General features: G+C 62.8%; 20 protein-coding genes and 1 tRNA gene. 10 read left to right on the forward strand and 11 right to left on the reverse strand.

The features are described from left to right. Window positions 1-56: 56 nt before the first annotated feature. Complete coding sequence (locus tag ACR9Y2_RS08210) at window positions 57-2,279, reverse strand: penicillin acylase family protein (protein ID WP_435040604.1); 2,223 nt, start codon at window positions 2,277-2,279, stop codon at window positions 57-59. Between the two features lie 34 nt (window positions 2,280-2,313). On the opposite strand from ACR9Y2_RS08210, the gene ACR9Y2_RS08215 reads away from it, so the two are divergent. From ACR9Y2_RS08215 to ACR9Y2_RS08245, 7 genes are all read left to right on the forward strand, one after another. Continuing rightward, the gene (locus ACR9Y2_RS08215; RefSeq protein ID WP_435040605.1) at window positions 2,314-3,672 is read left to right on the forward strand and encodes a hemolysin family protein; all 1,359 of its coding nucleotides are present in this window, start codon (window positions 2,314-2,316) and stop codon (window positions 3,670-3,672) included. A gap of 120 nt (window positions 3,673-3,792) precedes the next feature. Then, entirely contained in the window at window positions 3,793-4,608 is an 816-nt protein-coding gene (locus tag ACR9Y2_RS08220; RefSeq protein WP_435040606.1) for a hypothetical protein, read from the forward strand. 15 nt (window positions 4,609-4,623) lie between these two features. After that, window positions 4,624-5,673 carry a type III polyketide synthase gene (locus ACR9Y2_RS08225; RefSeq protein WP_435040607.1) on the forward strand — a complete coding sequence of 350 codons (1,050 nt, stop codon included), beginning with the start codon at window positions 4,624-4,626 and terminating at the stop codon, window positions 5,671-5,673. A 4-nt stretch (window positions 5,674-5,677) separates the two neighbouring features. Beyond that, window positions 5,678-6,790 carry an NAD(P)/FAD-dependent oxidoreductase gene (locus ACR9Y2_RS08230; RefSeq protein ID WP_435040608.1) on the forward strand — a complete coding sequence of 371 codons (1,113 nt, stop codon included), beginning with the start codon at window positions 5,678-5,680 and terminating at the stop codon, window positions 6,788-6,790. Window positions 6,791-6,804: 14 nt separating this feature from the next. Further along, window positions 6,805-7,383, forward strand: a complete 579-nt coding sequence (locus ACR9Y2_RS08235; RefSeq protein ID WP_435040609.1) for a YceI family protein — start codon at window positions 6,805-6,807, stop codon at window positions 7,381-7,383. 1 nt (window position 7,384) lies between these two features. Further along, window positions 7,385-7,657: an acyl carrier protein gene (locus tag ACR9Y2_RS08240; protein WP_435040611.1), complete on the forward strand. Its 273-nt coding sequence runs from the start codon at window positions 7,385-7,387 to the stop codon at window positions 7,655-7,657. After that, window positions 7,654-8,847, forward strand: coding sequence for a beta-ketoacyl-[acyl-carrier-protein] synthase family protein (locus ACR9Y2_RS08245; RefSeq protein WP_435040612.1), 1,194 nt, complete (start codon window positions 7,654-7,656; stop codon window positions 8,845-8,847). Before ACR9Y2_RS08240 ends, ACR9Y2_RS08245 begins: the two co-directional genes overlap by 4 nt. A gap of 4 nt (window positions 8,848-8,851) precedes the next feature. Here the strand turns inward: ACR9Y2_RS08245 and ACR9Y2_RS08250 are convergent, their stop codons facing one another. Next, window positions 8,852-9,175 carry a hypothetical protein gene (locus ACR9Y2_RS08250; protein WP_435040614.1) on the reverse strand — a complete coding sequence of 108 codons (324 nt, stop codon included), beginning with the start codon at window positions 9,173-9,175 and terminating at the stop codon, window positions 8,852-8,854. A gap of 100 nt (window positions 9,176-9,275) precedes the next feature. On the opposite strand from ACR9Y2_RS08250, the gene ACR9Y2_RS08255 reads away from it, so the two are divergent. Continuing rightward, a complete protein-coding gene (locus ACR9Y2_RS08255; RefSeq protein ID WP_435040616.1) occupies window positions 9,276-9,509 on the forward strand; it encodes a hypothetical protein in 234 nt (77 codons plus the stop codon). Between the two features lie 43 nt (window positions 9,510-9,552). Beyond that, a complete protein-coding gene (locus tag ACR9Y2_RS08260; RefSeq protein ID WP_435040617.1) occupies window positions 9,553-10,059 on the forward strand; it encodes a class I SAM-dependent methyltransferase in 507 nt (168 codons plus the stop codon). Here the strand turns inward: ACR9Y2_RS08260 and ACR9Y2_RS08265 are convergent. From ACR9Y2_RS08265 to ACR9Y2_RS08305, 9 genes are all read right to left on the reverse strand, one after another. After that, window positions 10,056-12,326, reverse strand: a complete 2,271-nt coding sequence (locus ACR9Y2_RS08265) for an SBBP repeat-containing protein (protein WP_435040618.1) — start codon at window positions 12,324-12,326, stop codon at window positions 10,056-10,058. The two genes, ACR9Y2_RS08260 and ACR9Y2_RS08265, sit on opposite strands and share 4 nt — an antisense overlap. A 130-nt stretch (window positions 12,327-12,456) precedes the next feature. Continuing rightward, a complete protein-coding gene (locus ACR9Y2_RS08270) occupies window positions 12,457-14,961 on the reverse strand; it encodes an ABC transporter permease (RefSeq protein WP_435040620.1) in 2,505 nt (834 codons plus the stop codon). A 67-nt stretch (window positions 14,962-15,028) separates the two neighbouring features. Next, window positions 15,029-16,213, reverse strand: a complete 1,185-nt coding sequence (locus ACR9Y2_RS08275; RefSeq protein WP_435040621.1) for a mandelate racemase/muconate lactonizing enzyme family protein — start codon at window positions 16,211-16,213, stop codon at window positions 15,029-15,031. Next, entirely contained in the window at window positions 16,210-17,445 is a 1,236-nt protein-coding gene (locus ACR9Y2_RS08280; protein WP_435040622.1) for an MFS transporter, read from the reverse strand. The genes ACR9Y2_RS08275 and ACR9Y2_RS08280 overlap by 4 nt, the downstream gene beginning before the upstream one ends. A 17-nt stretch (window positions 17,446-17,462) precedes the next feature. Beyond that, window positions 17,463-18,374 carry a dihydrodipicolinate synthase family protein gene (locus ACR9Y2_RS08285; RefSeq protein ID WP_435040624.1) on the reverse strand — a complete coding sequence of 304 codons (912 nt, stop codon included), beginning with the start codon at window positions 18,372-18,374 and terminating at the stop codon, window positions 17,463-17,465. Window positions 18,375-18,517: 143 nt separating this feature from the next. After that, on the reverse strand, window positions 18,518-20,713 hold the full coding sequence (locus ACR9Y2_RS08290; protein ID WP_435040625.1) for a hypothetical protein: 2,196 nt from the start codon (window positions 20,711-20,713) through the stop codon (window positions 18,518-18,520). 15 nt (window positions 20,714-20,728) lie between these two features. After that, window positions 20,729-22,612, reverse strand: a complete 1,884-nt coding sequence (locus tag ACR9Y2_RS08295) for a hypothetical protein (RefSeq protein WP_435040626.1) — start codon at window positions 22,610-22,612, stop codon at window positions 20,729-20,731. A 229-nt stretch (window positions 22,613-22,841) separates the two neighbouring features. Continuing rightward, entirely contained in the window at window positions 22,842-23,264 is a 423-nt protein-coding gene (locus ACR9Y2_RS08300) for a bacteriohemerythrin (protein ID WP_435040628.1), read from the reverse strand. 261 nt (window positions 23,265-23,525) lie between these two features. Continuing rightward, window positions 23,526-23,948, reverse strand: a complete 423-nt coding sequence (locus ACR9Y2_RS08305; protein ID WP_435040630.1) for a bacteriohemerythrin — start codon at window positions 23,946-23,948, stop codon at window positions 23,526-23,528. 211 nt (window positions 23,949-24,159) lie between these two features. On the opposite strand from ACR9Y2_RS08305, the gene ACR9Y2_RS08310 reads away from it, so the two are divergent. After that, window positions 24,160-24,248 (forward strand) — tRNA-Leu (locus ACR9Y2_RS08310). The last annotated feature ends 18 nt before the right edge of the window (window positions 24,249-24,266 follow it).

Here is a 24,266-nt window from a genome sequence, read left to right on the forward strand (position 1 = left end):
CGAGTATATCAGCCGCCTGCACCAGGCTCAGCCAGTGGAGCGTCCACCGCCCCAGGTCACGGCTTGAGAATCAGCGTGCCCTTGCCCTTCACCTGGCTGAATTCCAGCGGGAAACTCAGCCCGGCATAGTAGTGCTCCCACTGATCCTTGTAGTGGCCGCTGAAGATGTGGGCGCTCTCGCCCACTGTGAGGTTCATCTGGCTGGCGTCCCAATTGCTGGTATCGGCCACAAAGCGCATCGAGGGGCCGATGCGTTCGCTGGTCGCGTTGATGGTGGTGCCGAAGCCGTTCAAGGGCAGTGGACCGATATTGAAGAACGACCCGACCCCTGGCACCAGGGAAGCGATGGGGTGCTTGAGCGTGAGCAGATTCTGCACGCCATAGCTCCACTTCGCCATATTGCGGCCCTGCATCCGTTTCCCTTCCTCAACTGCGTCGGCCAGCGACGTCGCCAGCCAAAGATCATAGTCGTTGAACCAGCCGGCCGGCCGCTGCCGCAGCAGCTTCTCCACCACGCTGTGGGCGATATAGGGCTTATAGTCGGCGCCCTCTTTGGGCGCGGCCCGGTCTGCCATGGAGCGCCGCAGGTGCTGGTAGAGCAGGGACGCGAGCAGGGGTGCGGCCTTGTCCCGGTTCATCTGCCCATCCCAGTCGCGCAGCAACTGTGCGCCTTCGCGGGCCATGGCGTTCTGGTCGCCGCGCTTGTCCACCGCCTGCACTGCCTGCGTGGCGAGGTACTTGAGGCTACTGGCATAGACGTCAGTCTGGATGCGCAGCATCTCCTCCGGCTTCCATTTCGGCTTGGAAAGCAGCCGCGCCGTGATCTGCCGGGCGCGGTGCGTGGAAGCGAAGAAGCCGCTCACCTGGTAGGGCGCATCTTCGGGAAAACCGTTCTGATTCGCGCTCACCAACATGCCGGACTTCGGATTGTAGTAGGAGGGTAGCTCTTCGAATGGGATAAACCCTTCCCACTCCTGGACTCCGGCTGAGCCGTCCAGGGGCACATCGCCGCGGAAGCCCTTCCGCTGGGGTAAGCGGCCGGCCACCTGCCATCCGATATTGCCATCCACGTCGGCATATAAAACGTTGATGTTGGGGCCGGTCAGGCGGCTCAGCGCGGCGCGGAACTCCGTCCAGTTCCGGGCGCGATTCAAATCGATCATGGGGAATTCGAACGGATTGTTGGTCGCCGCGGCCCAACGCAGGGAAATGTGAACCTCGCCCTCTGTTCGGAAGATGGGGCCATGCACCGTGTTGAAGGTCACCTCTTCCACGGGCTTGTCGCCCTTGACGGCGATCAGTTCCACTTCCCGGTGCGCCTGTCCGGTCTGGCCGCGGAAGGTGAAGGCGCCCGTACGCATATCAATGTTCTCAAGATAGAGGTCCTGGTTGTCGAATTGGAGGGCGGTGATGCCCCACGCAATTCTGTCGTTGTGTCCGATCACGACGGCCGGCACGCCAGGCAGCGAGGCGCCCACGACGTTCAGTCCCGGAGCCTGCAGCTGAATCTCATACCACGTGGAGGGCATCGTCCACTCCAGGTGTGGATCGTTGGCCAGGATGGGCTTGCCGGTAGTGCTGCGGGCGCCCGAGATGGCCCAGGCATTCGAGCCCGGCATGGGTTCGTTGCCAACGCGCGCCGGGAACAGAAACTCCACCTTGTCGCGATCGCCCAGCGCCAGCATCTTTGCCTTCAGCAGGTCCTGCTCCCAGTTGCCGCTCAGGGTGCGATGCATCTGCAGGGCGCAGAGCAGGGTATCGGAGATCAGCCAGGGGCGCGGTTGATACCCCAGAATGGTGAACTCCGGTGACCACTTGCCGCGGTTGGTTTCGATGTAGTGATTGACACCGCGGGCATAGGCGGCGAGCAAGGCGCGGTCCTTGGCCGGCATGTTCCTGAGCCACATCTGCGAGATCTGGCGCATGCGCAGGCGCCGCGATTTGCGGTCCAGTTCCAGGCCGGACTTGCCGATGATTTCGCTCAGTTCTCCGGCCGCCAACCGGCGCAGTGTGTCCATCTGCCAGAGTCGGTCCTGCGCGGTGGCGAACCCCTGCCCGAACAGTACATCGTCAATGTTCTCGGCGAAAATGTGAGGAACCCCGAGGCTGTCGCGTACGATGCGGACCGGCTTGGCCGTTGGCGCCTGGATCTCCCCTGACGTCTGGGGCGTAGGCCGCCACACAAACCAAAACACGCCCGCCAGCCCTGCGACAACCAGCAGGAGGATCAGGGCATTCACGGCACGCAGGATTCGCGACATCTCTACAATGGTACCCATAGGTCCGCCGCGGCGAGAAAATACCCGCTCATCCATGGAAGAACAACCAGCAAGCTACGGCTACCGCCTGATGCTGATGTTTATCATCATCGGTGTGAATGGCTTCTTTGCGGCCGCGGAAACGGCGCTCGTTTCCGTGCGGCCTTCCCGGCTGCGGCAGATGGCCGATCAGGGCGTCGTCGGCGCCCACGCCGCCATGTCCCTGCTGGCGAATCCGGAACGGCTGCTTTCGGTCAGCCAGGTGGGGCTCACCCTGGCGAGCCTGGCGCTGGGCTGGCTGGGCGAGGCGACCCTCGACGGCATGTTCATGACGCTGTTCGCGCCAGTGCGCACGCCGGCCACCGAGGCCGTGGTCCGCATTGTCAGCCTGGTCTGCGCCTTCGCAATCATGACGTTCACCCACGTCGTGTTCGGCGAAGTGGTGCCCAAGAATGTGGCCATCGACAAGTCAGACCGGCTGGCCGTAATCGTTGCCCCCGTCCTGCTGGTGTTCTACAAGTTGGTGGAGCCCTTCGTGTGGGTGATCGAACGCGCCTCCGGCATCTTTTCCCGCCTGATTGGCGTCCATGGCCACCAGCACGGCGCTCATTCGCCGGAAGAACTCAAGTTTGTCGTCGCGGCCAGCCACTCCGCCGGGCAACTGACCGAGTTTGAACGCGAAGCCATCAGCCGGATTATCGACCTGCAGGAGGTCAGCGTCCGGCAGGTAATGGTGCCGCGCAATCAGATGGTCACCGTGGAGATGGATGCGGACATCGACGAGGTTCTGCAGTTGATGAGCGGCAGCCGCTACTCCCGCCTGCCTGTCTGCCAGAAGTCGCTGGAGAATCCCATTGGCTTTGTTCACGTGAAAGACGTGCTCGATTTCTGGGCGCAGCGCCGTCAGTCGAACTCCCGCAGGCGGGCCGTGGAGCCGTTCAAGCTGAGCCGCATCGTACGCAAGGCCCCCATCGTGCCGGAGTCTCGCGCCTTGCACCTGGTCCTCGACGATCTTCGTGAGAAACACGCACACGTCGCCCTGGTCGTGGACGAGTTCGGCACGGTCAGCGGCCTGGTGTCCATCGAAGACGTGTTCGAACAGATCTTCGGAGAGATCGAAGACGAGTTCGATCTGCAAACGGTGCAACCGGCGCTGGAAGACGATGGCGGCTTCGAGGTTGATGGGGCGACCAGCCTCCGGGATCTGGAGACCCAGTTTGGGGTAGAACTCCCACTGGGCGATTCCTACGAAACGGTGGCGGGCTATCTGCTCTTCCGGTTTGGCCGCATCCCCAGCCCCGGCGACTCCGTCGAGTACGAAGACCGCCGGTTCACCGTAGCCCGCATGGATTTCAACCGCGTAGCCAGGATTCAGATCGATCGATTGGGTATGGAAAAGCCCGCCGTCCCGTAACCGATGTATCGTGCCGCGCATCCGATTAGGTGCCGGGTGTTGGGCCGGCTACATAAAAGCGACTGCTTCCTTTTGGAATAAGTTCGCCTGGGCTGTGCATCTGATAAGTAGTATTGATCTGTGTCATCCATCGCACAATTGTTACTGGCCTCTTTGCTGGCCGCCATTCCCGTTTGTGCTCAGCAGGTTCCGGGCATCGACCTGGGCTACCGGCAGATGTACAACCTGGAGTTTGAAGCAGCGCACAAAACTTTCGCCGAGTGGATGAGGCAACATCCTGAGGACCCGCTGGGACCGGTCTCTGATGCCGCTGCCTATCTATTCTCTGAGTTTGACCGGCTCCATATTCTCCAATCGGAATTCTTCCTGCATGACGATAATTTCCGCACCAGCCAGAAGTTGAAACCGGACGCCGCGGCGCAGCAGGCATTCCATCGGGAACTGGGGCGGGCGCAGGATCTTGCGGGCAAGGTCCTGGCGCGATCGCCCGGGGACTCGAATGCCGTCTTCGCGAAGGTCCTGGCGCTGGGCCTGCAGTCGGATTACGACGCCTTGATCGAGAAGCGCTACCTGAGCTCTTTGAATGCAACGAAGGATAGCCGCCTGCTGGCCGAGAAGCTCCTGCAGTCGGATCCGAAGTTCGCCGACGCATGGCTCGCCATCGGCGTCGAGAATTATTTGCTCAGCCTGAAGCCGCTTCCGGTGCGCTGGTTTCTCCAATGGAACGGCAATGCGACCAACAAGGAGCTGGGCCTGGAGAAATTGAAGATCACGGCGGAAAAGGGCCGTTTTCTGCAACCGTTTGCCCGGTTGTTGCTGGCCGTTGCCGCGTTGAGGGATAAGAACAGGCAACTGGCGCGTTCTATTTTGCAGTCACTGGTGCAGGAGTTTCCCCACAACCATCTCTATGCAGAAGAACTTGCCCGCCTCCGTTGAAAGTAGACTTCTTTAATGATCATCGCCAGCGCGGCCAGCGCCTTACCCAAACACAAATACGACCAGCGGGTGCTGCTCGCGGCCCTCAAGCAGTTCTGGGGGCCGAAGCTCGATAACCCCGAGTTCATCGAGCGCCTGCACCACCGTGTTGGCGTGGAGACTCGCTATCTCGCGCTGCCGATGGAGCAGTATTACGGCATCAAGACGTGGGGCCAGGCGAACAACCACTGGATCGATGTCGCCGTGGATCTCAGCGAAGAGGCCCTGACGTTGGCCCTGGAACGCGCCGGGCTCGACAAGTCAGCACTCGGCGCCATCTTCTTCGTCTCGGTCACGGGCATCGCCAGCCCGTCGGTGGACGCGCGTCTGATGAACCGCATGAGCCTGCCGGTGAACATCAAGCGGGTGCCGATTTTTGGACTCGGTTGTGTCGCTGGCGCGGCCGGCGTTGCTCGGGCAGCCGATTACGTAAAGGCGTATCCGAAGCAGGTGGCCGCCGTGATCGCCGTCGAATTGTGCTCGCTCACGCTTCAGCACGAGGACCTCTCCGTCGCCAATCTGATCTCCTCGGGATTATTCGGCGACGGCGCCGGCATTGCCTTGGTGGCTGGAGCGGATGTCCCTGTAGCAGGGCCGCGGATCCTGGCGACTCGTTCGGTCTTCTATCCGAACACCGAACACGTGATGGGCTGGGATATCTCCGAGAAGGGCTTCCAGATCGTACTTTCGCGGGAAGTGCCCGAAGTAGTGGAGCAGAACCTGGCCGCCGATGTGGACGCGTTCCTCGCCTCGGAAGGACTCTCGCGGGGTGACATCGGAAGCTGGGTGCTGCATACCGGCGGGCCGCGCGTGCTGGAGGCCACGAGCAGTGCCTTGCAACTTCCGCCCGACGCCCTGGATGCGTCCTGGGCGTGCCTGAAGCGTACGGGCAATCTCTCATCCGCTTCGGTGCTGCTGGTGTTGGAGGAGGTCATGATGAACCGCCGTCCGCAGCCGGGCACCTACAGCCTGATGGCGGCGATGGGCCCTGCGTTCTGTTCCGAACTGCTCCTGTTGCGCTGGTGAGGGTATGGAATTACCAACAGAAACCGATGTCTTCATTGCCGGAGGCGGCCCGGCCGGGCTGGTGGCCGCCATCGCCGCGCGCCGCAAAGGGTTCCGCGTCGTGGTCGCCGATAGCGCGCATAGCGCCATCGACAAGGCCTGCGGCGAGGGCCTGATGCCGGACGCCGTGGCCGCCCTGCGCAGCCTGGGTGTCACGATCGCCCCGGACGATTATGTTCCTTTCCGCGGCATCCGGTTCAGCAGCCATGGCCGTTCGGTCGCCGCAACCTTCCCGTCCGGCGTCGGCTTTGGTGTGCGCCGCACGACCCTGCACCGGATTCTGGCGGCCAAGGCCGAAGAGGCCGGAGTCACGCTGCTATGGAACTCTCCGGTCGTCGGGTTGGAAGGCCAGCGTGTGCTGCTCCGCAACCACTCCCTCACCGCCCGGTTTATTGTGGGCGCCGATGGCGCCGGTTCCGCCATTCGCCGCTGGGCCGGGCTCGATGCCAGGGTGAGGGACAGCCAGCGTTTCGGTTTCCGCCGTCACTTCCAGGTGGCTCCCTGGACCGATCATGTCGAAGTCCACTGGGCCTCCGGCTGCCAGATCTATGTCACCCCCGTGGCCGCCGATCGGGTGAACGTCGCTTTGCTCTCCTGCAGCTCCGATCTCCGGCTGCAGCAGGCTTTGCCTCTGTTTCCTGACCTGATGGAGAAGCTGCGCGGTGCGGCGCCGGCCTCCACCGAGCGCGGCTCCATTTCGGCTTCCCGCCGCCTGCGGAGAGTGTGCCACGACCGCATCGCGCTGATCGGCGATGCCTCCGGATCAGTTGACGCCGTCACCGGTGAGGGCTTGTCCCTCGCCTTCCAGCAGGCGTTGGCGCTGGCCGCGGCGATGGAGTTGGATGACCTGGGACTTTACCAGAAGGCGCACAATCGCATCCGCCGCCGTCCGGCTCTCATGGCCGATCTGATGCTGCTGATGGATCAGCGCGACTCCCTGCGCCGCCGCGTATTTTCCGCACTCTCGGCCCGGCCGAAGGTGTTTGCGGACATGCTCTCCATGCATGTCCACGGGTTCTCCCCCCGAGTGCTGGCGACCGCCGCCATTACGCTCGGTTGGAGTATGTTCACCGCCTGAGAAAGGCCACTGCCATGCGTTACCTCCTCTTCCTGTCGCTGCTCGCGGCGGGCCTGCTTGTTCCACTCCACGCGGCCGACACCGTGCTGGTGTTCGATCCGCCCCAAACTCAGATCCACTGGACCCTGGACGCTTTCGTGCATACGGTCCACGGCACCTTCCAGTTGCGCAGCGGGACAATCCACTTCGATCCGGCCACTGGGAACGCGTCTGGGGAGCTCATCGCCGATGCCCGCAGCGGCGCCAGCGGCAACGATAGCCGCGATGGCAAGATGCACAAGAGCGTGCTGGAAAGCGCCAAGTTTCCCGATGTGGTCTTCAAGCCGAAACATGTGGATGGACAGGTGCCAGTGCAGGGCAGCGCCACCCTCCAGGTGCACGGCACCTTCCTGCTGCATGGCAGTGAGCACGAGGCGACACTGCCCATCCAGGTGACCGTGGAACCAGGCCGCATCAGCGCCGACTCGAAGTTCTCCATCCCCTATGTGGCTTGGGGGCTGAAAAACCCGAGCACGTTTGTCCTGCGTGTCGGCGAGAAAGTAGACTTAGAGATTCACGCGGCGGCCCGGATCGTGACCAACGGAGCTCAATAGAATGCAGGAAACCACCAGCCAGCGCGTCATTCGCGTCATCGCCGAGAATCAGCGCATCCCGGTTGATACCATCCAGCCCGGGAGCACTTTCCAGGAACTCAACATCGATTCCCTGGACGGCCTGCATATCCTCTTCGCGCTGGAGGAAGAGTTCGACATCGACATCCCCGATGACGCCGGCAAGGAGTTCACCTCCATCCAGCAGGCCATCGCCGGAGTCGAGACGCTGTTGGCGCGCAAGCAGTCGGCTGCTTCCGCATCCGATCCGGCATGAGACGCGTCGTCATCACCGGCGCGGGGGTGATCTCCGCCCTGGGGCCCGACCTTCCCTCATTCTGGGCTGCGCTGGCGGAAGGCCGCAGCGGCATCCGTCCCATCAAAGCGGTGGACTGCTCGGCGCTTCGCTTCTCCAACGGAGCCGAAGTCCAGGATTTCGACCCCTTCCTCCACTTTGACCCCAAAGTAGCCTCCCAACTGGACCGCACGGTTCAGCTCGGCGGGGTGGCGGCGGCCGAAGCTCTGGGAATGTCTGGACTGACGCTCGATCCCGCCCGGACAGCGGTCGTGACAGGCTGCTGCGTCGGTGGAAAGACAACCGAGGACGAAACCTACCGCCAGCTCTTCGAGGAAAAGAAGACTCGCTTCGACCCGCTCACCATTCCCAAGGTGATGGCCAATGGCACGGCTAGTTGGATCTCCATGCACCACGGCATCACCGGGCCGGCCTATACCGTCTCCACTGCCTGCGCCTCCTCCGCCCATGCCATTGGCCAGGCGTTCTGGATGGTGCGGGCGGGTATGGCCGATGCCGCCCTGGCGGGTGGAAACGAGGCGCCCTTCTGTCTGGGCATGCTGCGCGGCTGGGAAGCGATGCGCGTCGTGGCCCCCGACACCTGCCGGCCGTTCACCGTGGATCGCAAAGGCCTGATCCTCGGCGAAGGCGCGGCCATCCTCGTCATGGAAACGCTGGAGGCCGCTACCGCCCGCGGAGCCCACATCCTGGGTGAGATCTGTGGCTTCGGGATGACCTCGGATGCCTCCCACATCACGATGCCCTCAGCCGAGGGCGCCGCCGCCGCCATGCGCGCCGCTTTGGCCGATGGCGGACTCGCACCCGAACAGATCGGCTACATCAATGCCCACGGCACCGGCACACCGGCCAACGACGTAACGGAGACCAGGGCCATCCGTTCAGTGTTTGCCCAGCCGCCGGCGGTGAGCTCAACCAAATCGATGCATGGCCATACCCTGGGTGCGGCCGGCGCGTTGGAAGCAGTGGCGTCGCTGTTGGCCATGGAGCGCGGCCTGCTTCCGCCCACCGCGAACTTCACCCAGGCCGATCCGGCCTGCGACCTGGATGTGATTCCCAATATGGCGCGGCCTGCCCAGGTGGAGGCGGTGCTCTCTAACTCGTTCGCTTTCGGCGGTTTGAACGCCGTACTGGCCTTCCGCCGTATCAGTTGATCCGCTACGCGTCGGGACGTTTTTCGCGGTGGACGATCACCGCATCCATCGACCGGTCCGGCGCGAGCTTCGCTTCCACAGAGACATACTCTCCCGGCTGCAGGTCCGTAGCCTTGATGCGCTTCTTGCCGTCCAGAAACTCCGTCTTGCGCGTGCAGGTGAACTGCATCGTGTTCCCGTCATCCGACTCAATCGAGAGGACTTTCCCGTCGCTCCCCTTCACCGTGCCCAGAAACGTGGGTAGCGGCATAGCCGACGGCTGGCACACCAGGACCGCCTGAAAACAGAAGATCAGGATCGCGGCGAGCAGAATCGAAGTCGTACGCATAGCTCAATTTCATTCTCCGACATTGGTGCAAACCCGTCGACACCACAAGTTTCCCTCAAACGGCCGCCCGTTTCCCCGATAAGAACTTCGAGGCAGACAAATGGCAGACCTGAGCGTCGCCCTCGCGGGCATCAACAACGGACTTCAGTTGGCATCGGCCACGGCGTCGCGCATTGCCAGAATGCCCACCTCCGTATCCGCACCCACCGACACAGTGGACCTCAGCGCCGAAGTCATGGCCATGCTGCAGGCAAAAATCATGGTGGACGCCAATGTCGAAGTCGCCAAGAACTTCGACAACCTGAACCAGGCGATTCTCAACATCCTCGCCTGACCCTCCGCCGACGCCGTTCGCTACCATGGGACTACCCGTCCTCATGGCCCTCCTCGAATCCAGAATGCGCGGCCTGCGCGCCCGCTACTTCCTTGACCGCATCCAGCTCGACGCCCGCGTGCTCGAGATAGGCTGCGGCTCAGGCTGGGCGGGCGGCTATCTGCGTGACCGGGGCGTTAAAGCATACACCGGCCTGGACTTACACGAGCCAGCGGACATCGTTGGGGATATCCTGGAATGGCCTCGACTGGGCCTGCAGGCCGCCTCGTTTGACGTGATTGTGGCCTTCGAAATCCTGGAGCACGTCGACTGTTTCGCCGCCTGCCGCCAACTGCTGAAGCCGAAAGGCCAGTTGATGCTCACCACGCCCGCGCCCGAATGGGACTGGCTCCTCAAGATCCTGGAAAATGCGGGTATCAATCAACGCCGAACATCTCCGCACTCCAATCTCTTCGACGCTCGCCGGGTGCCCGGCTTCCGGGTGGCTGAGTACCGCCGTTTCGCCGGCCTGGCGCAGTGGGCGGTCCTCGAGAACTCTTCACTCGGTTAGCGGAGGCTTTCGGTGATTAGCTCAACCGTGGCGGTGCCCGGTAAACTTGAAGATCTGGCCACGATCAATCCGCCACCAGGCCGCAAGGCCAGCCCCACCGGCCGCAGTTCGCCGTCGCCCGGCATATAGGTGGAATAAACGACATCAGAGCCGTCGGCGTTCAGGCGCGTCAGGAACGCTGCTGCCGGTGCGTCGCCCATCGGGTTGCGCACCGGAAAGTCGGTCGACCTGGTGTAACCGGCCACGATGACTTGTCCATTCTCGTCGAGCGCGATGCGCGTGGCGGAGTCGTTCGACGAGCCGCCCAGCAGCGTGGAATAGACCACCCCTCCATCGGCGTCAAGCTTGGCCACGAAACCATCCAGTTCAGGCGGGCTGAACCGGAAATCGCCCGGATTGATTCCGTAACTGGGGGGCGCATCGTGCTGGAACGCATTGGGCGTCGTGTACATATCCGTCCAGCGGGTGGCCCCGCAGACGTAGTAGTTGCCCTCTCTATCAATCACGCCGGACAGGATCTCGCCTGGTTGCAGGGTGGTGCTCCACAGAAACGCTGAGCCGTCGGCATTCAGCTTCCACACGCGGGTGCCGGCCGCGTAGGCATTCCCCTGCGAATCCACTGAGATCGTCCACGCGCGGTCGATTCCTCCGTACCCCATAAAGGTGGAGTAGACCAACTTGTCCCCTTCCCGGGTGATTTTCGCCATGAAGCCGTCATTGTGGGTGGGGCCCTGGGGCAGCTGCGGCCAGTCCGTGAAGTAGGGTTGAGCGGAGCCAGGAGTCGCATAGAAACTGCTGCCAGTCGTCCCGGCGAGATAGATGTCTTCGTTTGTATCCAGTGCTATCGAGTTGATGACCCCGCCAGGCGCCCAGGTGGCATACTCCATCTGGCTGCCGTCCGGCGAGAGCCTGAATAGAAGGGTGGACCCTGGAACCCCGCCAGTCAGGCTGGTCGCATTCGGGATCACCTCGCCGGAACTGAATCCGCCGACGATGGCCCGTCCCTGGCTGTCGACGGTGATGGCCGTGCCCGAACTCTGAAACAGGGCTCCGATGTATGTGAAGTACTGCAGGCGGCCCGCCGCGTCGAGTTTTGCCACGAACGCGTCTCCAGTGCTGACATTCGGAAACCGGACCAGCAGTTTGCCGCTGGAAACAATCGTTGCGGTGCCCAGATAAGCCTTGATCTTCATCTGGGTGACGCTCCGGAAACCGTCCGTGCTGCGCAAGATGCCTTCGCTTCCGGTCACCGCAAACACTTCACCCGACTGTGTGTCCTGCAGGAACTGTCCCGGAGCCGTGCTGATCCCCAAGGCCCAGCTCGCACCATTGTCTTCGCTGCGGTAAATACCTGGATCAGTGCCGAAGTCATTGTAACCACTGACGTAGATCCAGCCGGCCCGCTTGCCATCCAACAGAAAGGTCAGTGGTTGCGTCACTGGCCGCCCCGGTACTTGTTGAAACGATCTTCCGCCGTCCGTACTCCTCACCAGGACGTTTCTCGATATAGCCCCCGATTGCTCGGAGACCAGGGCGCAGACGACTCCGCGCTGTAGCGGGTCGAAGGCTGCCTGGACGAGCTTAGTAGGCCACTCGTGCCAAGTCTGGCCTCCATCCCGGGAGTCGTATGACTGGTAGCCATACGCCAGGACGTGGGCCGCATCAAACGGGTCGATCGCAAGACTGCTGACAACGGTCTTCAGATCGGGCGGCACCGATGCGGACACCGGCGGCGCGGCGCTCCACGAGCGGCCGGAATCAGTACTGCGATAGATGCCCTGGGCGAACAGAACGTACAAGACGTCCGGCTGCGATGGGGCGAAGGCCAGGAATAGCGGACCAGCTCCGGGGGGCAATCCGCCACCGACCAATACCCAGGTGGCGCCGGAGTCTGTGGTCTTCAGCAGACCGTCCGGGGTCAATGCGTAAGCTTCGCCATTCTGGCGTGGATCTCCTATCACATCACTGGCATAGCCGCTCCGGGTGGGGTAACTCGGCTCGAACGAGCCGTCGCTGATCGAGTAAGCATATAGGATCGAGCTGGTCCGCTTTGTGCGATATGCGCCCGGGGTCGCCAGGTCCGCTGAGGTCGTAGTCCCGGTCAGGTAAATGTTGCCCGAGGCGTCCAGTGCCATCGACTTCACTTGTGTTGCGCCGTCCCCACTCAGCGCCGCCAGACTCTCCAGGCGGGGCTGCGCGGTCAGGGTCAGGGTGAGCAGTGCAACAACGGCGAGGCACCCGCAACGTCTCGAAAAGGACGGTTTCATCTCAATTCAAAGACTCATGGAGCGTGGCATCACCTACACCGCCGCCAAAATGATGAGCGCGCGGTGCAGCTTCAAGGCCACACCGCGCGCTGAGGGTGCTGCCATCAGCCGCCCCGTCCGTTACCCGCGATTATTCTTCCCGCAAAGCCGACATCGGTTCCAGCGCCGCTGCCCGCCGGGCTGGTCCATACCCCGCGAACAATCCCACGGTCGCCAGCAGCGCGATCGAGACAGCCATCGACACCGGATCCCAGGGCTGCAGGCCGTACAACATGCTGGCCGCTCCGCGTGCCGCCCATTGCGCCAACAGCACGCCCACCACCAGCCCCGCCGCCAGCAGCAGGCCCGTCTCCGCCAGCACCAACCGGATCACCTTGCCCCGATCGGCGCCCAGCGCGATGCGCAGCCCAATCTCGTTGCGCCGCCGAGCCACCATGTACGCAATGACGCCATACAGCCCCAACGTGGCCAGCAGGCCGGCCAGCAGGGCGAACGCTCCGGAAAGCGTGGCCATCAGCCGGTCGCGCAACAGCGACTCCTCCAGTTGGGTCGAGAATGTCTTGAACTCGATCCCGATAGTCGGGTTGACCCCGGCAATGGCGCCCTTGACCCCATTCATCAAATCCAGAGGCGAACCCTGCACACGCAGCACCGTCGAAAGCCCGGGACCCGGTTCGTCGTCCTGCGCCATCGGGAAGAACCCGATCGGCAGGAAATCCTCCCGCAGCTCGTAATACTTCGTATTCTTCACGACACCCACGATCTGAATGAGATCCTCCTGCTTACCCGCCGGTGCCTCCATGTGGAACGTCCGCCCCACCACGTTCGCCTTCCCAAAGAACTTCTTGGCGAACACCTCATTGACCACCGCCACCTTGGGCGCCGACGTGTTGTCGCGCTCATCGAATTCACGGCCGGCCAGCAACTGCGTCCCCATCGTGTGGAAATAGCCGGGCCCCACGCGGTTGAAGAACGACTGCTTGCCGCTGGCCGCCGCCGCGCTGTTGTCAGGACCGATGTCGTTGTTCCAGCCCGAGCCGCTCATCGGCGTCATCATCACCTGCGCCGCCGCCTGCACACCCGGCAGCACCGCCAGCTTGTCCGAAAGCTCGCGGTACAAAGCCGGCCGCCGCTCTTTGGGATATTGGCCGCGGCTGAAGTCGAGGTCCACGGTCATGATGCCCTCCGGTTTGTAACCGGAATCCGTCGTCATCAGGTTGCGCAGGCTGCGGACAAACAGCAATGCGCCCGTCAGCAGCACCAGCGAAAATGCCACCTGGGTCACCACCAGGATGCGGCGCAGGCTGAAGCGCTCCGGCCCGGAGGTCACACTGCGTCCCCCTGCGCGGATCGCGGCCGACGGCGGCATGTTCGTGGCCCGCAACGCGGGCAGCAGCCCAAACAGCAGGCAGGTGGAGACGGCCAGTAGCGCCGTGAAACCCAGTACCCGCCAGTCCAACGTCAAATTCACGAACAGCGGATTGTCGCGCGTGCTGATGAAGGTGATGAGGCCTTTGCTCAACAACTGCGCCAGGCCAGCGCCCAAGGTCGCTCCCATGATCGCCAGCAGCAGGCTCTCGGCGAGCAACTGCCGCACGAGCCTGTTGCGCGAGGCGCCCAGCGCCAGCCTCACCGCGAGTTCCCTCTCCCGCACACTGGCCCGCGCCAGCAGCAGGTTCGCCAGGTTCGCACACGCAATCAACAGCACCAGCCCCGTGGTCGCCATCAGCAGCCACAACGGCTGTTCATACTGGCGGCGCAGGTTCGAAACGCCAGTTCCGCCCTCCTGCGCATCCATCTTGTTCGCCAGGTATTTCTTTGCCTGCTGTGCTTTGTAGGTGGGCGACATGGTGGCCTCCATCATGCCCGGCGACAACGCCTGCAACTGGGCTCGCGCCTTGTCCACCGTCACGCCCGGCTTCAGACGCCCCATCATCGACAGCCACCACGCGTGCTTGATCGGGATCCGCCCCTTGCCGTCGTCCGCCATCATGCGGTCGGCGCAAACCGGAATGGCCACGTCGTAACGCCGGCCCATCTCCACGCCAAAGAACTCGGGCTTGGTAATGCCGATCACGGGAACCGCATGCCCGTTCAGGCTGATGTTCCGCCCCAGGGCACCCTTGTCTCCGCCCAATTCCCGCTGCCAGAATGCATAACTGACCACTGCCCCCGGATTTGGGCACGTTTCTGTATCGTCCGCCGTGGTGATCGTCCGGCCAATCAGTGGATTCACCCCCAGCACGCGAAAGAAATCGCCGCTGACATACAACCCCTCAGCCCAACGGGCTTCCCCGCCGTCCGAGAGGTTGAACCGCGAGGCGCTCCACGCCAGCACTCCGCTGAACGACTGCTGGTGCTTCTGCAGGTGCTCCCAGTGCGCGGAAGTCAACCTGGCAGAGCGCGTCGAAAACCAGCCCGAGCGCGCTGATCCCTTCGCAAAATCGACAGAAACCAGCTCCTCGGGCTTCGCCACGGGCAGCGTTTGCAGTCGAATCGCCGCAACCAGTTCAAAAATGGCTGTATTGGCGCCAATGCCCAAGGCCAGGGAGGCCACCGCAACGAAGGTAAAGCCCGGACTCTTCTTCAGTTGCCGGATGCCGTAACTAATATCCTGCGCGAACGATTCAAACATGATTCACCTAGCCAGTAGTTACGGCCAATCATGCTTCGTGTTCGGAAGATGTTACATTCCCGACCAATTACCAACGGATCGCTGCCCGCAGTTCCGCTTCCTTCATCTGGATGCCCAGCCCCGGCCCCTTCGGCACCTGCCAGTGCGCCTCTTCCACCCGCAGCGGCGACTCCAGAAAGAGGTTCGCCATCCTGCAGACGGACGGGTTGAACTCCAGCAGCGGAGCATTCTCCAGCGCGGCCGCGAAATGAATCGCCGCCGCGATCTGCGGACCCAGGGCGATGCTCACATGCGGCAACACGGCCGCGTTGGCCTGAGTCGCCATCGCCGCAATCCGCAGACCTTCCGTAATGCCAGTCCGGCCCAGGTCTGGCTGCACAAATCGCAGCGCCGGCAATACTGGCGAAATCTCGTTCCGCGTGCGGTAGCTCTCCCCGGCCGCCAGCGGAGTCTGGATCGCCTCCGCCAAACGCAGATGCGCCTCCGCCTCTTCCGGCATGAACGGACATTCCAGCCAGACTGCGTGCCGCCGGTCCAACTGCCGCCCGAAAGCCGCTGCACGCGACTCCTCCAGCCGCCACAACGCATCCACCGCCAGTTGCGCCGATGCACCCAGTGCATCCCGCAGCTCGTCCAGCAGTTGGAAGAGTTCCCCTTCCGCCGCCTCATGAAAAAGCTTGAAACAGCCGAACCCTTGCGCCTGGTAGTCCCGTGCAAAGCGGCACCGGTCGGCGAACGAACCGGAAGGCAGGCCGCTCAGATACGCCGGCACCTTCGTTCGTGCCATCGCGCCGGCAATTAGTGTGGATACGGGCTGCTGCCGCATCTGCCCGGCCAGGTCCCACAACGCCAGGTCCACTCCGCTGATCGCATCCAGCATGAAGCCACCCGTCTGCCCGCGAACGCGCATCGTCCCGTAAAGGTTATGCCAGGTCTTTTCTATATGCCCGGGCTCCGGCTGAAACTCGGCTTCCACCAGGAGCGGAGCCAGCAGCCGCTCGACAATCGTACACGCCACCTGCGGAGCCAGCGGAGCCTGCGCCTCGCCCCACCCCGTCAGCCCGTTATCCAGCGTCACCTTCACCAGCGCCGTCTCGAAATGCCGCGAATAGATGGCGGGCACACTGGCCGACCAGCGGTAATCCGTCACGCCGCTGCGCAATACGGAAGGCGAGCCCGCAGTCCCCGTCGCCTCTTCCAGGTCCCTCGGCAGCCGCACCGGAATCGCTTCCACACTTTGGATTCGCGTCATTCGTCCCTCTTCTTCAGAAGTACACCCATCAGCAGCAGCGCCGCCGGATGCAGGAACCCCATGATGTAGAAGACCGACGTATACGAGTACCGTTCCACCAGTTGGCCGGTCAGATTCGTGAACAGCGTACCGCCCAGCCCCGTCCCAAAGGCGATCAGTCCGGAGACTGACCCCACCACAGCGCGTGGATACAGGTCATTCGTCATGGTGGTCAGGTTCGTCCGCCACGCCATATGCGCAAACAGCACGACGCAGATCAGTGCGATGGCCATCCCTGACGACGGCGTCAGCGCCACCGCAATGCTTAGCGGCATCGACAGCGCACAAGGCAGCATCACCGCCCGCCTGGCTCTTCCTGCCGCCCACCCGCGTTGAATCAACGCGCCCGACGCCAGCCCGCCCGCAATGGAGCCCAGGTCCGCGCACAGGTACGGCAGCCAAGCCAGCACACCCATCTGCAACAGCGTGAACCCGCGATGCTCCACCAGGTACTTCGGCAGCCAGAACAGGTAAAACCACCACACCGGATCCGACAGGAACCGTGCTCCCAGCAGTGCCCAGGTCTCACGCTGCGCCAGCAGTTGCAAATACCCCTGGGCAGCCACTGGAGCCACCGGCGCCGGAGCCTGGATCAGCGCCAACTCCTCCGCCGTGATCCGCTTGTGCCGCTCCGGCAGTTCATACAGCACCATCCACGCAATTAACCAAACGAACCCGGCAGCCCCCGTCGCCACAAAGGCGAACCGCCACCCATACTGCGTCGCCAGCCACACCACCAACGGCGGAGCCACCACCGCCCCGGCCGCCGCACCCGCATTCACCAGCCCGTTCACCACCGCCCGATCCTTCGCCGGATACCACTCCGACGCCACCTTGATCGACGCCATGAAACTGCCCGACTCGCCCATGCCCAACAGCCCGCGGAACACCGAAAGCGAAGCCGCGCCCGATGCCAGAGCGTGCGCCATGTTGCTGGCCGACCACCAGGCCATGAACACCGCCATCGACCGCCGCGTCCCAAAGCGGTCGACCACCCAGCCGTTGATCACATAGGTGATGGTGTACGCCACCAGGAACCACTGCAGGATGCCCGCATACTGCGTCGGCGACAGGTGCAGTTCCTTTGTGAGAATCGGCGCCACTACGGAAAGCGCCTGCCGGTCGATGTAGTTGATCATCGAGGCGGCAAACAGCAGCGCGGCAATGTACCAACGCAAATGCCGGATGCGCATGGCGGGTTGCCGCCGGATCAGGCGTCCACAGCCATCTGTGGCTCCGCCGCCACCCACGTCCGCAGGAACTCCAACTCTGCCAGGCTCTCGCTGGTCAGCGACGACGTCGGGTGCCGCACAAACGCGCTGTCGATCACACCCCGCGCCACCAGGTTGTGCTTCATCGCCGAGACGCCTAGCCCCGGCTGCAGTTCAAACCGGATCAGCGGCAACGCCTGCGTGAACACGCGCCACGCATCGTGCAGCCGGCCGCTCTCCACCGCGTTCCAAATGGCGACAAACTGCGCCGTCAGGTCGCTGCCCGGCATCACTCCGCGCGCGCCGCGCTGCATCTCCTCGATCATGAATAGCCCGTTCAAGCCCCCAAACACCGTCATCGCCCCGCCGCTCGCCTTCACCACCGCGGTCGTCTTGGTGGCCGTCGGCGGCGCTTCCACCTTGGCATAGCAGACATTCGGAGTCTCGTTCACCATCCGCGCCAGCAGTGCAGGCGGCATCGCCACCTGCGTCATCAGCGGAGCGTCCTGCACCATCACCGGAATCTTCACCGCCCGGCCGGTCTCGTTGTAGTAGTGCAACAGCCCCTCGCCATCCGTCTTCAGGAGATAGGGCGGCAACACCATCAGGCCCGACGCACCCATGTCCTCGGCCTGCCTGCCCAACTCCACCGCGGCCGCCGTACCCGTATGGCCGGAGCTCACCACGAGCGGGACACGGCCATCCACCTCCCGCACTACTGCCTGCAGAATCTCGCGGCGCTCCGCCGCGGTCAGCGTATACCCTTCGCTGGCGTTCCCAAACAGCCCGAATCCATGCGCCCCAGCGGCCAGGAGGTACCGCACCAATCGGATCTGGCTGTCGAGATCCAAGGCTCCGTCCTCACGGAACGTGGTCGCCAGGATCGGGAAAACTCCAGCAAGCTGCGGCATGCCAGCATTTTACATCGACACCGCTGAATTGCGCTGATCTGAAATTTTAGACTTCAGCTGGGACGCTGTGCCTTCCTCGCAAAGCAAACCGCCGGCCCAATTGGCGCCGGCGGCAGCTTCACACTCAAAATGTCCACCGGCCGTTAGTGCAGCGTCACCTTCCGCACCGCCAGGTTGTCATTCTCGTCCGCGACTTTCACAGCGACAGTGAACTCCGTCCCTGCCGGCTTATCCGCCTCCAGTTTGTACTCGTGCGACAGCGAGTCCATAAATTGGGTGGTCGGCTTCGCCGAAATCCACTCGCCGCCATTGATCGAATACTCGGCGAACTGCAAGGTCGTCTGCGCATCGCTGGCCTTGAACTCGATCCGCAGCTTGCCGCCGTCCACCCGCGCCGCCAATCCCTCGATTTGCGGTGGAGTGTTGTCGATGACGAACTCCTCGCTCTCCATCACCGTGGTCAGACCCTGCCCCGGATAGTTGTCCGTATCATCGGACGCGGTCACCCGCACCTTATACCGGCCGTCAGACATGGCCGTCGAATCCCAGTTCAGCCGGGCGTCCTTCACCTTGTCCTTGAGCAGCTTCCATTCCCGTTCTTCGGCTCCGCGGATCTCCACCTTGTAGTCCAGCGTGTCGCCATTGGCATCGTGAGCGCGCCAGCGGGCGCCCACTGTACCCTTGTCGAAGCTCAGCGTAGCCGCGCCGGCGCCGGTATCCGTGGCCGACGAAGGCGTCGCCCGCCGGGACTGTCCCAGCGGCGGCAACGACAGGGAGGACGAGGCAGTCAGCGAGGATGACGTCGTGGGGAACTTGTAGTTCGCCGGAGTCACTTCCACCGTCTCCAGCACCGGAGCCACATTCTTTGCCTGATACGCCGCTTCCACCAGTTTCAACACCGGCGACCGTCCGTCCGGCGCCGCGCTAAGCGTGGCCCGCCAGCCCAGGAACCTTGCCGCCGGGGCCGATACCCGCGAACCCGTCGACGCATCAACCGCCGCCCAGGGGCTCCAGTTCTTTTCGGCGCGATCCAGGTTGCCGCTGTGCGCTTCCAGGCTGATCTTGCCGCCGTTCAATTCCGACTCGTTCCGCAGCCGGCCCCAGTAGGTGAAGCCGCCCGCGTCGAACAACTCGCTCTCAATGCTGCCAGTCCGTTCCAGCGTCGGGCCCATCTGGAACACTTTCGCCGGATTCGCCGTCACCGCAATCACTGCACCGCCCGCCCCTGGCGCCAGCGCTGTCACCTGCTGCGGCTCGCTGTCCACCAGCCGCGTAAATGTGAAGTCCGTGTCGATGCGGTAGACCCGGCCCATGTTGCCCGTCCCGGCCAGCAGCTTCCCGGCCTTGTCGAACGCCAAAGCATAAACGGTCAGCAGCGGGTTCGACCAGATCCTGCGCGGCTCGCCATCGGCCGCAATCCGGTAGATCTCGCTGTTGCCTGGAGCGGAGGCCACCCCAATGCTCGGTGGAGCCGCCGCCTGGGGCCGCGCACCTCCGCCGCCGATCTGGATCTGTACTCCGCCGCCTGTGCCTGCCTGCGCCGCCGGGGCCGGAGTGGGCACCGGAGCGACCGGCACCGGCAACGCCGCCGCCGAACGCGTGCCAGATGCCGCCGCGTAGATCGCGCCGTCCTGCCCCGCCAACACCGCCGTCACTTCCCGCTTCGACGTCTGGTAGAGCACAAAGCCTGTTCCATCCGCACCCACGCGCAGCACCAGGCCGCCCGGCTCAGTACCCGCAATCAGGTTGCCCTTGCCATCCATCGACAGCGACCGCACGTGCGTCTCACCGGAGTCGAAAAACACCGTTGCCTTGCCGTCCGTCCCGATCTTCTGGATCTGGCCCGGATTGCCGGTGGCCGCATAGAAACCGCCGCCCGCCGCCGGTACCAGGGCCCATACATAGCCCGCCTTCAGCGTCGAGAACAACGTCGTCTTGCCGCCGCTTTCCACGCGGTAGATCTTCGCTTCCGGCGAAACCGCGGCATACACATCGTTCTTTGTCCCGGCCGCCAGCGCATACACCGCGCCGCCTTCCAACGTCGCGAGAGTCCGTCCCTTGCCTTGCGCGTCGATGGCGAAGACCTTGCCATCCGCGCCGCCCGCGAAGACCTCGCCCTTTGCGTTGGAGACCGCGCACCACAGGTGCGGCACTCCAGCGTCAAAGACCTCTTTCCATGTCGGCGCCAAGCTCAGCCGGCCCTCACTCGAAAGCGCCAGCCCTTTCAGCTTGCCCTTCTCGAACTCGGCCGATTCACTCTGCGTCCACGTCTTCGTCTCAACGGCAAACGCAGAGACAGCGGCCAGCGCCGCGGGCAATATCCAAAATCTGATCTTCATGTGTTCTGAGGCCTTCTACTTCACCGTGAAGCGCAGGGCGGCGTTGCCGCTCACAACCTGGTCGAATGGGATCGATTCCACCAGATGCGCTGTTTCTGCGGTCGCCGCCATCGGGCGTCCGCCCCTTCCGGACTGCATCACGTTTAACACCGACGTCGGTACGTCCGCCAGCGCCCGGTCGTCGGCGTACACCGTCGGCCGCGGATCCACCAGCGATACATACAACCGGTCGTTCGATCGTTCCTGATTGATCAGCGAGACTGTCTGCGTCAGGTCCAGCGTGCGATTCATCATGCCCGCCATCAACTGTGTACGGTTCAATGTGTCCGAGTCGCTCAGCAGCAGCCGGTGGTCGCCCCGCGTCATGCTCTCCGGCACTTTCACCTTGAAGTCGCGCAGCACCCGCTCGCCGCGCCATGGACGCAGCGCCACTTTGCCCGTCAGTTCTCCACCCGGCGAAACTTCCGAGCTGTCCAGCCACGCGCTCTCCACCGTCGTCATTCGCCGCTCCGCATGCATCTCCACTACGACTTCCACGTGTTTCACCTTCGGAATCTCACGCGGATTCGAGAACAGCCGGCTGAACTTCTCCGCCCACCACGAGCCGATCTGCATCGGCGCCGGCATCGGCGAATCACCGCTCACCACCGTCGTACTCGCCTGCAGCGTCTCCAGCCCGTCGAATTCCACTTTGCCATTCAACTTGAACGTGGCCTCATCCGCCGCCGCCGAGTTGATGTCGTTCAGCGTATTGAACGTCGTCAGCATCATCAGGAACGGAGTCCACTTCGGGTGAATGAACGCATCGAAGTGATACTTCTTCTCCACTATCGGGCCGCCTGGCATCGGCTGTACCCGCACCTTCAAATCCACCGGAATCGTCGTGGCCGACGCACCCAACTCGCCCATAATGCCGGAATGCCGGTCCTGGTACAGTGCGCCCGCAATCTCCGTCGCATTCGCGAATTTGTTCGGTTGGAACGCCGAGCTCAGCACCATCAGCACTTCACCCTTGCTCATCGGCATGCTCAACGGACCCAGGTTGAAGAAGCTGTGCCCAAAACCCAGCACCCGCTTGCCATCGTTATAGGTGACCGTGCCCAGGCCCGTGATACTCATGTCGCCGGAAACCAGCACCCCCGCGATCGCCTCACCCGGCTGCAGCGCATTCTGCCACCCGGCGGCAGGCTTCGAAGAGGTCACGGCGCCGGCTGCTCCGCCCTGCACCGCGGTGATGCCCATCTGGTCGAAATACGGTTTGAACTCGCGCAGCGTGGCTTCGTTGAAGCCCGAGAATGTCAACGGGGTGTCGATCTGCACCAGCCGCGCGGAAGGGTCCAGCAACGAAGCCGGAGGAGTCAGCTCCGCCCGCGCCGTCGGCTGCTGCGGTGACTTCGGATTCGCCGGCCGCGTCTCGTCAATCGCGTTGATCTCCAGCATCTGCTCGATCGGTGTGATGCCGCAGATCGCGTCCGGGGAGAACACACTGATGCGCAGCGCAATCGCACCCACCAGCTTCCCGTCAATATAGACTGGGCTCCCACTCATGCCGCCGGCTACATTCGTCTTCGCGGCCTTACCGCCCAGCTTGGCCAGGATCACATCCTGCCGCGGACCCCAGGCGTTCTTCCACGGACCAATGATCTCCACCGGAATCGCCTCCGGTTCTGTGCCCTGGAATACGGTCCACGCGATGCCGTGCATGCCGGCTTTGACTTCCGACGCGCGCATGATGGGCACAGGGCCGGCTTTGGGCCGTGCCGGTATGGTTGCGGGCAGTGTGGGCGCTTCGCCGTAAGGCGAGTGGACGGACGCGGATCGAACGGGCGGCGCAGTCTGCGCACAAACCGGGATGACCAGTGACACGGCGCCCAGTAACGCCGCGCAGAGCTGCTTCATGTGGGGGAGGTCCCTTTCCAGCCGATGTCGGATACTTTCATTATCCGTTACATTGGACGTCGGCGGAGGGTGTTCCGGTATCGCTTACTTTACGAGCTAAAGTCCTACCCGGACCTATCTCTCAATGGGAGGGCTCCATCGTACCTGAGCCAGGAGGAGTGTCGACCGCTGTCCCCCCCGGCCCCACAGTAAGCCTCCGGGCCGGGCACTCCCCTTTCCAGTTCGCAGCTTACTTCCCCATCGCCGCCACCATGTGCGTCGTGTAAGCCCTGTCTTCCTGCATGATGTGCTGCGTGAGCCAATCCCTCAGGAAATCCATCACCGTCACCGACATCGTCAGGGAGCCTGAGGTGTACTCCTGGTGGAACTTGTTCAGCTTCGCCTCGAATCCACGGTGCTGGGCTTCCTGCGTCAGAATCTTGGGGTACGAATGCCGCACCAGCAGCTCCTCTTCAAACTTGAAGTGGTACTTGGTGTACTCTTCGAGGTCCACCAGTACTGAATTGATCACAGTCTTGCCCTTCCCTTGGAGCATGGCGTCCTGCAGGCGATTGATGATCTCAACCAGCCGCTTGTGTTGCGCGTCAATCTCCGGCACCTGGACAGAATAGGCCTCTTTCCAGGGGAACCATACGTTGGTGGTGGCTTGCATGTGTCTCAGATCGTCAGCAGCCTTACACTGCTCTAGTGCATGTTTTTAAATAGTATAAAGAGGGCTAAATATCATTAGATAGGTTATGCTGGTACTGCGTCTAATCTGGTTATTCGTGCCACTCAGGGCGTCTTCTCGAATCTAAAGCGATGAAAGCAAATGGTGACAAGCCCGGAATCATGCCGGCCCTGCCGGTCCAGGACTCCGGGCACTGCGCTGGATGTGGATCTGGTCAAAAGGTGCGATCAGCGCGGAAAAGTCTCAATTGCTGAATGCCTTGACGAGGTGCGCGGAATACGCCTGGTCTTCCTGCATGATGTGCTGCGTCAGCCAGTCCTTCATGAACTCCATCACCTGCACCGACATCGTGATGGACCCGGAACGGTATTCCTCGCGGAGTTGCGTCAGCTTCCCGATAAACCCTCTGTGCTGCGCTTCGTGCCCGATCAGCCTGGAGTAGCCGTGCTTGGCCAATAGCTGTTCTTCGAAGGCGAAATGGGTCCTCGTGTACTCGTCCAGATCATTCAGGACCGACTCAATCACGGCCTTGCCCTGCCCCTGGAGCATTGCGTCCTGTAAACGGTTGATCAATTCAACCAGGCGCTTGTGTTGCGCATCGATCTCTGGCACCCGAACGGAGTAGGCATCCTTCCAGGGAAACCAGGTTGTGGCTTGTGCTTGCATTGTCTTCCCATCGGCGCGAGCCGCAGGCAGCTTCACTCATATCAGGACTTTAAGTTCTGAATCAGCCGCTTATCTTTGGATAGGTTAATCCGCCTTCAACAACCCTTGGAGCCGGTTCGAGCCGCAGGCAACCCGGGCAGTCTCCCCGGTTTCCGCTACACTGGAATCAACAGGCTCTGAACTTCGTCAGTAAGTCCTTTCTTTTCAGCTTGCCCGGGTGGCGAAACTGGCAGACGCAACGGACTTAAAATCCGTTGACCCGAAAGGGTCGTGCGGGTTCGATCCCCGCCCCGGGCACCAACCACCTCTTCTTCCCTC

The organism is Paludibaculum fermentans (assembly GCF_051172195.1).
In the GTDB taxonomy this organism is placed as follows: Bacteria; Acidobacteriota; Terriglobia; order Bryobacterales; family Bryobacteraceae; genus Paludibaculum; species Paludibaculum fermentans_A.

Excerpts from the sequence above, each read along its gene's own strand:
- ACR9Y2_RS08265 (WP_435040618.1), bottom strand. The coding sequence starts at position 12,326 with ATGAAACCGTCCTTTTCGAGACGTTGCGGGTGCCTCGCCGTTGTTGCA.
- ACR9Y2_RS08210 (WP_435040604.1), bottom strand. The coding sequence starts at position 2,279 with ATGGGTACCATTGTAGAGATGTCGCGAATCCTGCGTGCCGTGAATGCC.
- ACR9Y2_RS08215 (WP_435040605.1), top strand. The coding sequence starts at position 2,314 with ATGGAAGAACAACCAGCAAGCTACGGCTACCGCCTGATGCTGATGTTT.
- ACR9Y2_RS08245 (WP_435040612.1), top strand. The coding sequence starts at position 7,654 with ATGAGACGCGTCGTCATCACCGGCGCGGGGGTGATCTCCGCCCTGGGG.
- ACR9Y2_RS08250 (WP_435040614.1), bottom strand. The coding sequence starts at position 9,175 with ATGCGTACGACTTCGATTCTGCTCGCCGCGATCCTGATCTTCTGTTTT.
- ACR9Y2_RS08235 (WP_435040609.1), top strand. The coding sequence starts at position 6,805 with ATGCGTTACCTCCTCTTCCTGTCGCTGCTCGCGGCGGGCCTGCTTGTT.
- ACR9Y2_RS08230 (WP_435040608.1), top strand. The coding sequence starts at position 5,678 with ATGGAATTACCAACAGAAACCGATGTCTTCATTGCCGGAGGCGGCCCG.
- ACR9Y2_RS08280 (WP_435040622.1), bottom strand. The coding sequence starts at position 17,445 with ATGCGCATCCGGCATTTGCGTTGGTACATTGCCGCGCTGCTGTTTGCC.
- ACR9Y2_RS08300 (WP_435040628.1), bottom strand. The coding sequence starts at position 23,264 with ATGCAAGCCACCACCAACGTATGGTTCCCCTGGAAAGAGGCCTATTCT.
- ACR9Y2_RS08260 (WP_435040617.1), top strand. The coding sequence starts at position 9,553 with ATGGCCCTCCTCGAATCCAGAATGCGCGGCCTGCGCGCCCGCTACTTC.
- ACR9Y2_RS08270 (WP_435040620.1), bottom strand. The coding sequence starts at position 14,961 with ATGTTTGAATCGTTCGCGCAGGATATTAGTTACGGCATCCGGCAACTG.
- ACR9Y2_RS08295 (WP_435040626.1), bottom strand. The coding sequence starts at position 22,612 with ATGAAGCAGCTCTGCGCGGCGTTACTGGGCGCCGTGTCACTGGTCATC.
- ACR9Y2_RS08305 (WP_435040630.1), bottom strand. The coding sequence starts at position 23,948 with ATGCAAGCACAAGCCACAACCTGGTTTCCCTGGAAGGATGCCTACTCC.
- ACR9Y2_RS08275 (WP_435040621.1), bottom strand. The coding sequence starts at position 16,213 with ATGACGCGAATCCAAAGTGTGGAAGCGATTCCGGTGCGGCTGCCGAGG.
- ACR9Y2_RS08285 (WP_435040624.1), bottom strand. The coding sequence starts at position 18,374 with ATGCCGCAGCTTGCTGGAGTTTTCCCGATCCTGGCGACCACGTTCCGT.
- ACR9Y2_RS08225 (WP_435040607.1), top strand. The coding sequence starts at position 4,624 with ATGATCATCGCCAGCGCGGCCAGCGCCTTACCCAAACACAAATACGAC.
- ACR9Y2_RS08240 (WP_435040611.1), top strand. The coding sequence starts at position 7,385 with ATGCAGGAAACCACCAGCCAGCGCGTCATTCGCGTCATCGCCGAGAAT.
- ACR9Y2_RS08290 (WP_435040625.1), bottom strand. The coding sequence starts at position 20,713 with ATGAAGATCAGATTTTGGATATTGCCCGCGGCGCTGGCCGCTGTCTCT.
- ACR9Y2_RS08255 (WP_435040616.1), top strand. The coding sequence starts at position 9,276 with ATGGCAGACCTGAGCGTCGCCCTCGCGGGCATCAACAACGGACTTCAG.